At 71.0% G+C, this 13,465-nt stretch carries 8 protein-coding genes and 2 pseudogenes; 4 read left to right on the top strand and 6 right to left on the bottom strand.

Annotation, left to right across the window (positions count from 1 at the left end):
- Window positions 1–2: 2 nt before the first annotated feature.
- The 5 genes and pseudogenes from ABEB09_RS33070 to ABEB09_RS33050 all read right to left on the bottom strand — a co-directional run.
- Window positions 3–548 (bottom strand): annotated as a pseudogene (locus ABEB09_RS33070) (LacI family DNA-binding transcriptional regulator); the annotation flags it as partial.
- A gap of 41 nt (window positions 549–589) precedes the next feature.
- Window positions 590–1,603, bottom strand: a complete 1,014-nt coding sequence (locus tag ABEB09_RS33065; protein WP_345693601.1) for an acetylxylan esterase — start codon at window positions 1,601–1,603, stop codon at window positions 590–592.
- Window positions 1,604–1,760: 157 nt separating this feature from the next.
- On the bottom strand, window positions 1,761–4,616 hold the full coding sequence (locus ABEB09_RS33060; protein WP_345693600.1) for a glycoside hydrolase family 3 C-terminal domain-containing protein: 2,856 nt from the start codon (window positions 4,614–4,616) through the stop codon (window positions 1,761–1,763).
- Window positions 4,617–4,819: 203 nt separating this feature from the next.
- A pseudogene (locus ABEB09_RS33055) lies at window positions 4,820–5,080 on the bottom strand (hypothetical protein); the annotation flags it as partial.
- A 59-nt stretch (window positions 5,081–5,139) separates the two neighbouring features.
- Entirely contained in the window at window positions 5,140–5,955 is an 816-nt protein-coding gene (locus ABEB09_RS33050; RefSeq protein WP_345693599.1) for a phytanoyl-CoA dioxygenase family protein, read from the bottom strand.
- A gap of 143 nt (window positions 5,956–6,098) precedes the next feature.
- Here ABEB09_RS33050 and ABEB09_RS33045 point away from each other — a divergent pair, with 143 nt between their 5' ends.
- The 3 genes from ABEB09_RS33045 (at window position 6,099) to ABEB09_RS33035 (ending at window position 10,841) form a co-directional block, all read left to right on the top strand.
- On the top strand, window positions 6,099–6,899 hold the full coding sequence (locus tag ABEB09_RS33045) for an AraC family transcriptional regulator (RefSeq protein ID WP_345694166.1): 801 nt from the start codon (window positions 6,099–6,101) through the stop codon (window positions 6,897–6,899).
- A 214-nt stretch (window positions 6,900–7,113) separates the two neighbouring features.
- The gene (locus tag ABEB09_RS33040; protein ID WP_345693598.1) at window positions 7,114–7,992 is read left to right on the top strand and encodes an expansin EXLX1 family cellulose-binding protein; all 879 of its coding nucleotides are present in this window, start codon (window positions 7,114–7,116) and stop codon (window positions 7,990–7,992) included.
- A 419-nt stretch (window positions 7,993–8,411) separates the two neighbouring features.
- Window positions 8,412–10,841, top strand: coding sequence for a SpoIIE family protein phosphatase (locus ABEB09_RS33035; RefSeq protein WP_345693597.1), 2,430 nt, complete (start codon window positions 8,412–8,414; stop codon window positions 10,839–10,841).
- A gap of 263 nt (window positions 10,842–11,104) precedes the next feature.
- Here the strand turns inward: ABEB09_RS33035 and ABEB09_RS33030 are convergent, their stop codons facing one another.
- Window positions 11,105–12,301 (bottom strand): Gfo/Idh/MocA family protein, encoded by a 1,197-nt coding sequence (locus ABEB09_RS33030; RefSeq protein WP_345693596.1) that lies wholly within the window; start codon window positions 12,299–12,301, stop codon window positions 11,105–11,107.
- Between the two features lie 137 nt (window positions 12,302–12,438).
- Here ABEB09_RS33030 and ABEB09_RS33025 point away from each other — a divergent pair, with 137 nt between their 5' ends.
- Window positions 12,439–13,299 (top strand): helix-turn-helix domain-containing protein, encoded by an 861-nt coding sequence (locus ABEB09_RS33025; RefSeq protein WP_345693595.1) that lies wholly within the window; start codon window positions 12,439–12,441, stop codon window positions 13,297–13,299.
- Window positions 13,300–13,465 lie beyond the last annotated feature (166 nt).

Genomic DNA, 13,465 nt, shown 5'->3' with positions numbered 1-13,465 from the left:
TAGCCGGCCCCCACCAGCTGCGCGGGCCGGTTGACGAACGCGACCCGGCGGTGACCCAGGTCCCCGAGATGGTGCACGCAGGCCGCCGCGAGCGCGGTGTGGTCCAGGCCGACCCGCCAGCCGCCTTCCGGGTGCGCGGTACGGCCGATGGCGACGGACGGGAAGCCCAGTTCGGCCATATGATCGACCCGGTCGTCCCGCAGCCTGATCTCCATCAGGATCGTCCCGTCGACCCGCCGCTGCCCCAGCAACCGCTGGAAGGAGCGGTCGCTGTCCACACCGCTCGGGGACAGCAGCACGTCGTAGTCGTACGCCGCCGCGGCCTCCACCACACTGCCGATGAAGTCCAGCTGCATGCCGGTGTAGTGGTTGCCGGCCGGCGGGAAGACGAGACCGATCGTGTTGGTCCGGCCGTTGGCCAGGGCCCGCGCACTCGCGTTGGGCTGGTATCCCAGCTCGTCGATGACCCGCTGGATCTTCCGGCGGGTGTCCTCCGACACCGGACGCTTGCCGCTCAGGGCATACGACACGGGGCTCCGCGAGAACACGCGACCCCACGGCCACCCGCCGGCCCCACACCCACCAGGCCTCACACATCCGGCAACGCGACGGACGGGACGGACCGCTCCGGTGCGAGACCACGTTCGCGCAGCCAGGACAGCTGGACCGGCGGGTTGGAGCCGTACCCGCCGCCGTGGTCGCCGAAGGGCCAGACGGTCATGGTGCGGTCCTCGCCCCGGTAGTGGTTGTAGGCGGCGTAGACCGTGGAGGGCGGGCAGATCGGGTCCATCAGGGCGACGCTGAACAGCACCGGCGCGGTGGCCCGTTGGGCGAAGTGGACGCCGTCGAAGTAGTCGAGGGTGGCGAGGGTCTGTTCCACGCGGTCGCGACTGTGCCAGCGCAGGTACTCGGCGATCTCCGGGTACGGGCCCTCCCCGGTGATCTGCACGGCGCGGCGGAAGTGGCACAGGAACGGGACGTCCGGCAGTGCCGCCGCGACGCGGTCTCCGGCGAGAGCGGCGACGGCGAGGGTCAGGCCGCCGCCCTGGCTGCCTCCGGCCACCACGATCCTGCGCGGGTCGAGGCCGGGCAGCCCGGCGACGGCGTCCACGGCGCGTACGCAGTCGGTGATCAGCCGCCGGTAGTAGTAGTTCTCGGGGGAGTCGATGCCTCGGGTCATGAACCCCCCGGCCCACTGCGTGCCGTCGCCCGCCGTCCGGTCCGGGGTGTCGTGGCCCTGGCCCCGGCTGTCGACGACGAGCTGGGCGTAGCCGGCGGCGGACCAGAGCAGGTGGTCGGTGGGCAGACCACGGCCGCCGCTGTAGCCCATGTACGTGACGACGACCGGCAGCGGTCCCTCCGTGCCGCGCGGGCGCAGGAGCCAGGCGGCCACCGGCTCGCCGTCCCAGCCGGGGAAGCGCACGTCGTCGACTTCGACGGTGTGCAGCAGGTGCGCGGAGGTGACCCGTTCGGCCTTGATCGTCCCGTCGTAGGACCGGGCTTCGGCGAGGGTGCGGCGCCAGAACGCGTCGAAGTCGTTCGGAGCGGTCAGCTGCGGCTGGTAGCCGACGAGGTCGTCAGTCCCGAGGTCGGTGAGCGGCATGGGGCTTCCTCCGGTCGGAGTGTGGACGAGGTGGCGGGGGTTCGAGTGGCATCGGGACCACGCCCCTCGCGGGTCCGAGGCACGGCTGGGCAAGGGAGTGGCGGCCCGTCCTCCCCCCTTCGGACGGGCCGCCGGTTTACGGGCCGGGTGCAAGCGGTCAGTCGGCTCTGCCAGGGCTGCCGAAGCGGAAGGCGGAGAGGCGGAAGTCACCGTGCAGGGTCAGGCGCAGGTCGTGGACGCCCTCGGGCGGGGCGTCCAGTTCGCCTGCGACGGTCTGCCATGCGTAGCGGTCGCCGGTGGGGGGGACGTCGAGCTCGGCCAGCACCTGGTCGCCAGCCTGGATGACCAGCCGCGCCTCGCTGGGTCCGGCGTCCTCGCGGGCGGTCTCGGCCTCGATCCGGACGGCCCCGGAGAGGTCGACGTCGTGGAAGAGAAGCGTCCCGGGCCGCGCGGGGTCGGTGGGCGTGACCGCGTCACCGTCGGCCCGAGTGGCGTCGACGAGGGTGACGTCCGCGTAGTCGTCGAAGCCGACCGCCAGGGTCCGCCGTTCCACGACGACCCGGGGCGCCGAGGCCGTCCCGGTCACCGTCAGCGGTGCGGTGAGGACCGGGTGATCGGCGGAGCGGGCGACGACGATCTCGTAGCCGCCGGGATCGACGGTGAAGGCGGAGGTGGCGACATCCCAGTGGGCGAGCCGTTCGGCGGGCAGTCGGAACGTCACCTCGCGGCTCTCCCCTGGTTCCAGGCGCACCTTGCGGAAGTCGGCCAGGCGCAGTCTGGGCGCCTCGTGACGGGCGTCCGGCGCCCGGACGTAGAGCTGCACCACCTCGCTGCCGGCCCGGGCACCGCTGTTGGTCAGGGTCACCGTGATGTCGACCGCGCCGTCCTGGCCGGTCGACGACCGTGACAGCCACAGGTCGCGGTAGGAGAAGTCGGTATACGACAGGCCGTGGCCGAAGGGGTAGAGGGGCGCGGCCGGATGGTACTGGTAGGTCCAGCCCGCCTTGATGATGTCGTAGTCGAGTGGGGCCGGCAGCGGATCGTCGCCCCGGTACCAGGTCTGTGGGAGGCGCCCGGCGGGGTCGGCCTCGCCGACGAGCACGGCGGCCAGCGCGTGGCCCGTCTCCTGCCCGCCGTGGGAGGTCCACACCACGGCGGGCAGATGCTCGTCTGCCCAGTCGACGGCGTACGGGTAGCTGCTCATCACCACGAGCGCCGTCTCGGGGCGCACGGCCGCGACCGCGCGGAGCAGCTCCTCCTGCGTCGCGGGCAGGTCGATGTCCGCGCGGTCCTCGGTCTCACGGCCGTTGATCATGGGGTGGTTGCCGAGGACGACGACCGCCGCGTCGGCCGCCTCGGCGGCTGCCCGGGCCTCGGCCGCGCCGTCGCGCAGCAGCTCTCGCTCCCAGCGTTCGGCGGAGTCCGGGGCGTCGGCGGTCACGGTGACGCGGCCGTCGGTCGGATCCACGGCGGCGTAGCGGCCGGTGAGCACGGAGCGCAGCAGCACCGTGTCCTCCCTGGCCGGTTCGAGCCGGAAGGTCTCCTTGACGAACCAGTTCTTGAGCACCGTCTGGTCGGCCGCCACGGTGGCGTCGTCCTTGAGGCTCAGGTAATGGCCGGTGTCGGCGGCGCGGAGGGTCAGCGTGCCGCGGCCCCAGTCGGTCACGTCGAAGGCGGTCTTGCCGAGGAGTTCGCCGGTGGTGCGGGAGCGCAGCGCGATACGGTCGGCGCCCTCCACCCGGACCACCTCGCCGCCGTGGGCGCCGAGTGCGGCGGCGAGGCCGTCGGCGACGGTCACCTGGTAGGGCATGGTGCCGCTGTACCAGTCCTCGCACAGCGTGTCGGCGAGGGGGCCGATGACGGCGATCCGTGACGTACGGGCCGGGTCCAGCGGCAGCAGGCCGTCGTTCTTGAGCAGTACCACCGACTCGGTCGCCGCGTGCCGCGCCAGGGCGCGGTGCTCGGGGCAGTCGATCACCTCCGGGCCGATCCCGGCGTACGGGTCGAGGTCCGGGTCGAACTCGGCGAGACGGAAACGGAGTTCGAGCTGCCGACGCACCGCGCGGTCCACGTCGGCCTGTTCCATCAGGCCGCGCTCCAGCGCCTCGCGCAGTCGGCCGACGGGCGTGGCGCTGTCCTCGGCGTGGTCGGTGAAGCTGTCGATGCCGGCCTTGAGGGCGGCGGCGTGGGACTCGGTGTGGTCGTCGAAGTAGTGCTCCGGGTCGACCAGGTTGGAGGGGGCCTCGGCGTCGCTGACGACGAACAGTTCGTGACCGGTGGGCCGCGCCCAGCGGCGCAGCTCGGTCTCGATCAGCGGGCTGATGTGGCAGGGGCGGCCGTTGACCAGGTTGTACGCGGCCATGGCTCCGGTCGCGGCGCCGGAGGCGACGACGGGCCGGAAGGCGGCCAGGTCGTACTCGTGGAGGACGCGCGGGCGCAGTCCGGAAGAGGTGGTGCAGCGGTCGTCCTCGTTGTTGTAGGCGAGGAAGTGCTTGAGAACGGGAGCCGCCCGCAGGTAGGTCGGATGGTCGCCGGCGAGGCCCCGGCAATATGCCTCGCCGAGCCGAGCGGTGTGCACCGGGTCCTCGGAGTAGCCCTCCTCGTTGCGCCCCCAGCGCGGATCGCGCAGCAGGTTCAGCACGGGTGCCCATGCCTGCAGGCTGTGGGGGCCGTCGCCGACGGCGGGCGTCCGGTGGTGGTGGAAGGCCCGCAGCTCGACCGAGACGGCCTCGGCGACCCGGCGCACCAGGTCCTCGTCCCAGGTGGCGCCGAGGCCGACGGCCTGCGGGAAGACCGTCGCCACCCCCAGCCAGGAGACCCCGTGCAGGGCCTCGCTGCCCGTACGGAAGGCAGCGAGGCCGAGCCGTGGGACGGCCGGCACGTACTGGTGCAGCATCGCGATCCGCTCTTCGGGCATGAGCCGTGAGAGCAGGTCGTCGACGCGCTTCTGCAGTGGCAGCGCGGGATCACGGAAATCGGGCTGCTCGGATGCTGACGCGGGCGCGGAACTCACGTGGAAACCCCTCGGGCGAGCTGGTTACGGCGGCGTTCGTCGAAGCGCTTCGACGGTCCCATTCACCTTCACGGCCTGTCAATGAAGGGCGCAGAGAAAGTACTTCCCCGTCGACTCTCCCGTGTCGCGCGAAACCACTCGGTCACCCTTCCTTTCCGAGTCAAGCGATTCGATTCGACGTCAGGACCCGTCTGCGCCCGCACGTCGACGACCCGTTCGAAGAAGAACTCGTGCTTGAGGAAGGAGACGTCGTACTCGTGACCCGGGTACGGCGGGATCAGCTGGGCGGCCTGGAACAGCCGCCAACCGTCCTGCAGCGCGGCCACCCCCGACTCGTACGGCGGCTCGTCGCTGTCGCCCGTGGTGGGCGAGGTGCGGCCGGTGCCGTCGTAGCGCGACCAGCCGACGACATGGGAGTCCAGCGCCGAGCTCGCCAGGTACAGCACGAGCACCTGCTGCCGCAGCACCGGGGCGGCGGTGGCGTCTCCGGTGTCCGCCGACGCGGGCGGGATCGCTTCGGTCGTCATGCCACGGTCTCCTTCGGGCGGTTGGAGACCCTGGTCACCCAGTGGTCGAGGTCGAAGCCGTCGTCGCCGGTCAGCTCCCGCCACAGCAGGATGCGGTTGTACCGCTCCAGCCGGCCGGTCGCTCCCTCGTACCACGGGAACATCGCGTCCAGCTCCGCTGCCACCTGCGGGTCGTGGAGATCCGAGGTGTCCCACAGACGTCGTTGACGCACCCTGGGATTGAAGCGGATCTTGAACATGTAGCGGAGGATGTCGCTGTCGTTGCGCCGGCCCCCGTGCCATATGCCGTGGTGCAGAAGCACCACCGTGCCGGCCGGGCAGACCAACCGGTCCTGACCGCGCAGGTTCTGGTAGCGGCCGGTGTCCGATTCGTTGATCCGCCGCAGATGACTGCCCGGCACGCTGAGCGTTCCGCCCATCTCCAGCGTCACGGTCTGCGGGTAGTACATCAACTGGACGTCGAAGGCGTCCGGTCGGACATCGATGATGGCGTCCCCGTGCAGCGCCTGCGCGGCGCCTCCGTGAGGCTCGCGGGTATGCACGAAGTGGTGGTCCACCCACGGCTCCGGGCCGACCAGGCTGCGCAGGGCCCCTGCCACCTGTGGAAGTTCCAGCAGCCTGCGGACGAAGGAGCCCTTCGCGTACGCATCGGACAGCGGCGTCCCGTACGGCACCGGCGGCACCCCGCCCGCCAGTACCGCCAAGCCCTCGGCGTTCATCTCCGCCGGAACCACCGCGTCCAGCCGCAGTGACCCGCGCGCCACGAAGCGCGCCATCTGCACCGAGTTCAGCAGTTCTTGCCTGTTCTCCATGACGGCCACGCTAGGTCCGGCCGCCGCGCACCGCGTGGGCCGCGTTCACCCTCCACTGGTCGATTTTCACTCTGCCGTCCGCCAAGCACGTCGACGACCGCGTCCCAGGACCGGCCGCGTCCACCGTGGTAGAACACGTGCCCATGCAGACGGTCCTCGCCCATCTCGACGAGCCTCCCACTCTCGCCGCCGTCGGTATCGGCGTGCACGGTCCGGCCGGCCAGGTGGACGTGTTCTCGCTGCCGGACCTGTGGCAGCTCCATCTGTACGGCTACGACGCCGACTTGACGGTCGACGGCACCGAGCACGCGATCCGCCCCGGGCGGGTCAGCCTCGTACCGCCCGGAACCGAGGTGCGTTACCGCTACCGGGGCCGCTCCGAGCACCTCTACGCCCACCTCCGCCTGGGCTCGGCGGGAACACCTCAGAGCTTTCCCGTGATCCAGCGCACCGGACGCGAGCTCGACCTGCTCACGGCACAGTTGCGGCAGGGACTGGCCGCCTGGCCGAACACCCCGGCCCGGGCCACCGCCGAGGTGTGGGCCGCCCTGTGGCGGATCGCCCGGCTCACCCCGCTGCGCGAGCAGAGCGCCCGGGCCGTTCATCCGGCGGTGGCGGCCGCGACGGCCCTGATCGAGGCGCGGCTGACGGAGTCCCTGACGGTGCCGGAGATCGCGAAGGCGGCCGGCGTTTCCCACAACCACCTGACCCGGCTCTTCCGCGCCGCCACCGGGGAAACCGTCGTCGGCTACATCCGGGCCCGCCGGATGGAACGCGCACGCCATTTCCTGCGGGCCACCACGCTCTCCATCCCCGCCGTCGCCGCCTCGGTCGGCATCCCCGACCTCCAGGCGTTCAACAAGGCCTGCCGCCGTGAACTCGGGGCGTCACCTCGCGGCATCCGTACCGCCAGTGCCGCCCCGCGCGACAGCGCGGCTCAGTAGATCCGGACCATCGGCAGGCGGCCCCCGTCACCCGTCTCCCACGAGACTCGACCGGCTCCCGCTCCGGGAATCTCCGGCAACCCTTCCGCCTCCGGCGGCAACTGAGCAGTGCACCATCGGCTCGATCTCCGGACGGACGGACATGCGGACAGCGAAGCAGGCAACGCGGCAGCGCAGGCACAGGCGCGAGCACAGATACGGGCTGATGTGGAGCATGGTGGCGGTACTGACAGCCGCAGGCGTCCTCACCTGCCTGGTGGTGGCGCTGCGCCCCGGCCCCACGGCCGACGCGGGGGCGGCCACGACCGTAGCCCCCGTCGCCGGCACCGAGGCGGCGCCCACGACCGCTCCCTCGACCGGTTCCGCGACCCCGACCAACGCCTCTCACGCATCGGCGACCCCCACCTCGCCCCCCACCTCGACCCCGACCATGGCCACGACCACAGGCTCGCAGACGACCGACCGCGCGGCACCCCGGCCCGGACGCATCCAGCCCCACACCACCTACGAGGGGGTCGCGACCGCATACAAGGCCGCGGACGGCGACGGCGCCTGCCTGTTCGGGCCGAGCGACGACCTCATGATCGCGGCCATGAACACCACGGACTACGAGTCGTCCAGGGCGTGCGGCGCGTACGTGCTCGTCCGCGCCTCCAACGGCGCCTCGATCACGGTCCGCATCACCAACGAATGCCCGCTGCCCTGCGCGCCCGGACAACTCGACCTCAGCGAGCAGGCATTCGCCAAGCTGGCGGACCTCGAGGTCGGCCGGCTCCCGATCACCTGGACCCTGCTGAGCCCCGGCACGCTCCCCCCGCTCTCCATCCGGTACAAGACCGGGTCCAGCCCCTACTGGTGCGGCATCCAAGTGATCAACCACCGCAATCCGGTCGACCGGCTGGAGGTCCGCACCGCCCAAGGCTGGCGACAGCTGCCCCGTAGCGACTACAACTACTTCCTCTCCACCAACGGCAGTGGATGCGGCAGTTCGATCAGGATCACCGACGTCTACGGAGAGCGGCTGACGGTCGACGGGATCGCGCTGAAGCCGGATGTGGCGCAGCCGACCCGCGTCCAGTTCGCCCCGCGCTGAACCCATCCGCGTCGGTCGTCTCGGTCTCCGCTGGAGGACGACCGCTCATGACCGGGGCGGCGCTACTGACGCCGTGGCCGAACGAGCCTGTGCTGGTACCAGCGACTCGTTGAGGGGAAGGAGCCCGGCAGTACCAGCACGCGGGGCCGGCCCGCACCCCAGGTGGAGGCGGGCCCGTGAGGGCCGGAAGGGGACCGTCAGGCAGTGATACAGGGGCCCGACGAGGCTGAGCCGGGCGGAGGATGTGGCGCCGCCGAAGTGGGCGGCGTGGCAGCGGGCACCAGACACGCGGTGTTGGTCATTCGGTACCTACCGTGACTGACTCGGCGCACCAGACGGAGCGAACCTAGGCTGGAACCAGCCGCTGGAAACCGGTCCTGGCGAGCACCGCTGTCCGGACGGAGGCGTGGCGCGTGGAGATGGCTGCCAAGCAGGATGCCCCGATTGCCGCTGCCGTGGTCGACCCGCACGGCATGGTGAGTGGTTGGAGCGAGGGCGGGCGGCTGCTGCTGGGCTGGACGGCGGAGGAGACCGTGGGGCGTCCCGTGACCGACCTGTTGGTCGATCGCCCATCCGACTTCCCCGAGATTCTCGGCATCGGCTCCGACCCCACGGGAGTCGTCCCGCTGCGCCACCGGGACGGTTCCAGGGTGGACGCCGTGCTGACGGCCCATCCGCTGCGCGGTGCTGACGGCCGTTCGCTGGGCCACGTGGTGACCGTCCAGCCGTGGGGAGGCCGCCCCGTGATCGCCGACCGGGCCTTCGAGCAGTGCCCCTTCGCTCTGGGCGTCTACGACCCTGAGCTGCGGTTTCTGTGGGTCAATGCCTCCGCGTGCCGAGTGATGGCGCACTCCGAGGAGCAGGTGCTCGGTGAGAAGTACCGCGAGCTGTTCCCCGAACTGGACGACATGGCATACACCGACAGGCTCTCCGAGGTGGCGAGGACGGGCGAGCCCGCACGCCTCATCACCGTCTTCCGCCCGCTCGGCAGCGACTACGCCAACGCCTGGGCCACCAGCATGTGGCCCGTCCGAGATGCCGAGGGCAAGACCCGCGCGGTCGCCAACTGGGGATTCGACATGAGCGCCGAGTACTGGGCTCGGCAACGCCTGCTCATCCTCAACAAGGCCAGCGGCGGCATCGGCCTGACACTCGACGTGATCGGCACCGCCCGGGAACTGGCCACGACCCCGGTGCCGGGATTCGCCGACCTCGTCACCGTAGACCTCTTCGACGAGGTGCTGCGCGGGGAGGAACCGCCCTCCGCGTCCGCGTTCACCCCCGGCGCGGCCATCGCGCTCAGCCGTGCCGCCCAGCACAGCGCGAAGGAGGACGCCGACCGGGCGCCCGAACCCGCGACACCGGTCAGCCACACTCCCGGTTCCGTCGCCGCCCGCTGCATGGCCACCGGCAGGTCCACGGTCGAGCTCGCCGCTCAGCCCGGCCAGGGCGGCGAATGGGCCTTCGGGCCCGGGCTCGCCGCCGACCCGGCCCACTGGCCGCCGGGCAACCCGTTGATCGAAGGGGCCATCGCCGCGGACGGGCTGACCGGCCGGATCACCGTGCCGCTCCGGGCCCGCGGCGCGCTGCTCGGCGTCGTCGCCTTCTCCCGCCTGGACCGGCCCGAGGCCTTCACCGCCGACGACCTGATCCTCGCCGAAGAGATGACCGCCAAAGCCGCCGTCGCCATCGACAACGCCCGCCGGTACGCGCGCGAACGCACGACCGCGCTGACCCTGCAACGCAGCCTGCTGCCGCAGGGGCTGCCGAACCAGGAGGCGGTCGAGGTGGCATCCCGCTACCTGCCCGCCGGGACCGGCGCGGAAGTGGGCGGGGACTGGTTCGATGTCGTTCCGCTGTCCGGTGCCCGGGTCGCCCTGGTCGTCGGCGATGTCGTCGGCCACGGCCTGCACGCCTCGGCCGCCATGGGCCGGCTGCGCACCGCGGTCCGCACTCTCGCCGACGTCGACCTGCCGCCGGACGAGCTGCTGACCCACCTGGACGACCTGGTCCTGCACCTCGCCGGCGACCTCCAGCCCGCCGGCCACTTCGAGCCGACCGGCGAATCCGGCGCCACCTGCCTGTACACCGTCTACGACCCTGTCTCCCGGCGCTTCACGCTGGCCAGCGCCGGCCATCCGCTGCCGCTGATCATCTCCCCGGACGGCACCAGGACACCGGTCCCCGCCCATCCGGGTCCGCCGCTCGGCATCGGTGGGCTGCCTTTCGAGGCCACCGAGCTCGAGCTGCCCGAGGGCAGCCTGCTCGTCCTCTACACCGACGGACTGGTGGAAAGCCGCGAGCGCGACGTCGACCAGCGGATCGCCGAACTGCTGCGAGCCCTGAACCACTCGGCCACCTCCCTGGAGGCCCTGTGCGACATGGTCATGGACGCCATGCTCCCCGAACGCCGCACCGACGACGCCGCCCTGCTGCTCGCTCGCACCCACGCGCTGGATCCCCACCACGTCGCCGACCTGGTCGTAGAGCCCGACCCCGCGCAGGTGCCGCGCGCCAGGAAGTTCGCCGTCGACCAGGTGGACGCCTGGGGCCTGCAGGAGGCGTCATTCGTCACCGAACTGGTCGTCAGCGAGCTGGTCACCAACGCCATCAGATACGGCGAGCCGCCGATCAGGCTGCGGCTGATTCGCGATACTTCCCTGATCTGCGAGGTCTTCGACGGCAGCAACACCGCTCCGCACCTGCGCCGAGCCCGCGCCTTCGACGAGGGTGGCCGGGGCCTGCTGCTGGTCGCCCAGCTCACCCACGAGTGGGGCACCCGGCACACCACCAACGGCAAGACGATCTGGTGCGCGCAGCCCCTCCCCCAGGCCGGTGTGATGTCGTGATCGAACATGGGTGACCACGGTTCGACCCTGGCCGACCGTTCCGCCGTCTCCTCCCTGTCCGCGTCCCCGGCCTCTGCCCGTATCGCCGCTGGGGACGTGCTGGACGGGCGTTTCGGCGGACCTGATTCCGCAGCGCTGGACGCCCGCGACCGTCGACGATCACCTGGACAACGGTGATCCCTGGGCGCTCAATCCCGAGCAGCGGCCCGACCTGGACGGCCCGGTGATGATGCCGTCCACAGCGCCACTGTGGTCGGGTGGTGCTACGTCGTGATTCGGGGTCCGTCTCCGTGGTCGGGGATGGGCAGGCGCACGCCGGCCTGGAGGGCGGATTGGTGGGCGATGATGCCGGGGAGGGTGTAGCGGGCGGCGGTCCATGCGTGCAGCGGTGGAGGCGTTCGTGTCGTGACCGCGGTGGCGAAGTCGTCGGCGAGGAAGTGGTGACTGCCCTCGTGGCCGTTGGGCGCGTGCGCGAACTCACGCGGGAGCCGAGAGCGGTCGTGGACGGGTGCGGTACCGGAGGCGAAGGCGTCGCGCAGTTCCGGGGCGACGTGGGAGAGCGCCGGGTCGTCCGGTGTGAGGGTGGGTGCGGGGTGCAGGTGCGCGGTGACGTCGTGCTCGCCCTTCTTGTCCTGCCACAGGCTGACCGAGCCGAGTTGTTCGAGGACTCCTTCCGTGCCGAAGTAGCGGAAGCGGGACTCCTTGCCGATGTATCCGACCCTGCGGAACTCGTTCGTGCGGAAGCTTCCGCCACCGGCGACTTGGAACAGTGCGGTCGCGTTGGAGAAGTCGTTGTCGAACTGGCTGATCTCGCGATCGAACACACCGTCGCCGCGCTCGTCCGGCACGCCGATCGCCGAGACGCTCACGGCGTGCGTCTGCCAGGCGCCGAGGACTCCGCCGATCGAGTGGGTGGGGTAGAGCAGCGGCGGGTAGCTGGCGGTGGACTTCCAGTTCTCACCGCCGCTGTACTTGTACGCGTCGTAGAAGCCCCAGTCCATGTCGTGGACGTAGTCGCCTTCCGCGTAGAAGATCCGGCCGAACGCTCCCGCGGCGATCTGGGCGCGCGCGTAGACGGTCGCCGGGTGGTAGTGGCTCGTCTCGCCCATCATGTAGATCCGGCCGGTCTCCTCGACCGCCGCGATGATGTCCGCGATCTCGGCCTCGGTCACGGCCATCGGGACCGCGCTGTAGACGTCCTTGCCCGCGCGCAGTGCCTGCACGGCGAGGGGGCCGTGGGTCCAGCGTTGGGTGAAGATGGCGATGGCGTCGAGACCGGAGTCGAGCATGTCCTCGAACGAGGGGAGCGTGCCGGCGAGGTCATGCTCGGTGACGAGTCGCTCGGCGCGCTCCGGGAGCAGGTCGGTGACCTTGATGTCACCGACGTCCGGGTGCAGGCGCCAGAGTTTGGCGAACGAACCGGCGAACTGGCCGGCGCCGACGATACCGAGTGAGAACACGCGAAGTCTCCATGAGGAACGTAGGAGTGGGTGCGAGCTGGTGCCGGTCGCATCACGGTGCGGGCTTCGGCACTCCTTGGGACCACCCCGCAGGCGGGGCGGTCCCATTTCACGACGATAGGATCCGAGTACACGCGATGTCTGCACCGTTTCGAAGCGAGAACTTCTTGGATCCTCAGGGTGCTCTGGTCGACGAACCCTCGTACCTGCGCGGCTGGTCGGGACGCCCGACGCTGATGGCGGCAGCGCACCGGCACGACGACCTGGAGATCAACTTCGTGGCCGGCGGTGGGTCGATGCTCTATCTCTACGGCGGCGAACTCCTCGAAGTCGCGGTGGGCGGCCTCGCTGTGTTCTGGGCCGCGATCCCGCACCAGTTGGTGGCGAGCCGGGCGACGCGCGTCCACTGGCTGCATGTGCCCTTCGACCAGTTTCTCGCCTGGGGGCTGCCCCAACCGCTCCTCGCCCGTGTGCTCTCGGGCGTGCCGGTGATCACTCCCGCGGCCCGTGCCGACGCAAGCGATCCGGCGAAGTTCACCCAGTGGGCCGCGGATCTGGCCGCGGGCGACGACGAACTGCACCGCATCGCGATGCTGGAGATACAAGCGCGCGTCCGGCGCCTGGCGCTTGCCACGGTCGGCGATCCGGCGCATCGACACGCCGGTGACGATCCGGCCCTGCGCCAGGCGGTGTCCATGGCGCGGTACATCGCACATCACTTCCGGGAGCCGATCACTGTCGCGGACGTCGCCGCGGCGGCGTATGTCCACCCGACCTACGCCATGACCCAGTTCCGCAAGGTCGTGCGTACCACGATCGGCGACTACGTGAAGCTGTACCGGCTCGCTGAAGCACGCCGGTTGCTGGTGACCACCGACCTTCCCGCGAGCCAGGTGGCTGCGGCCGCCGGCTTCGGTTCGGTCAGCCGTTTCTACCGAGCCTTCACCGACGCGTGCGGAACCACCCCGGCACGATTCCGGCACAGACGCGTGCTCTGACCCACCCGGCGGCTCTTGACGAGAACATGTCGCATGTCTACTGTCCTGCGACGGAACCGAACAGATTTCAACAATCGGATGCCCCGTCCCGGGGAGCCGAGAGCCCGCGCTCGGACGTGCGTCACCGCACTGACGGCGGCGCTCCTGTCCGGACTTGGCGCCGTCG

Origin of the sequence: Streptomyces coeruleoprunus, from assembly GCF_039542925.1 — a bacterium.
Classification (GTDB): Bacteria; Actinomycetota; Actinomycetes; order Streptomycetales; family Streptomycetaceae; genus Streptomyces; species Streptomyces coeruleoprunus.
This window is presented reverse-complemented; position numbering and strand designations above follow the sequence as displayed.

Excerpts from the sequence above, each read along its gene's own strand:
- ABEB09_RS33065 (WP_345693601.1), bottom strand. The coding sequence starts at position 1,603 with ATGCCGCTCACCGACCTCGGGACTGACGACCTCGTCGGCTACCAGCCG.
- ABEB09_RS33025 (WP_345693595.1), top strand. The coding sequence starts at position 12,439 with ATGTCTGCACCGTTTCGAAGCGAGAACTTCTTGGATCCTCAGGGTGCT.
- ABEB09_RS33045 (WP_345694166.1), top strand. The coding sequence starts at position 6,099 with ATGCAGACGGTCCTCGCCCATCTCGACGAGCCTCCCACTCTCGCCGCC.
- ABEB09_RS33035 (WP_345693597.1), top strand. The coding sequence starts at position 8,412 with ATGGCTGCCAAGCAGGATGCCCCGATTGCCGCTGCCGTGGTCGACCCG.
- ABEB09_RS33040 (WP_345693598.1), top strand. The coding sequence starts at position 7,114 with ATGGTGGCGGTACTGACAGCCGCAGGCGTCCTCACCTGCCTGGTGGTG.
- ABEB09_RS33050 (WP_345693599.1), bottom strand. The coding sequence starts at position 5,955 with ATGGAGAACAGGCAAGAACTGCTGAACTCGGTGCAGATGGCGCGCTTC.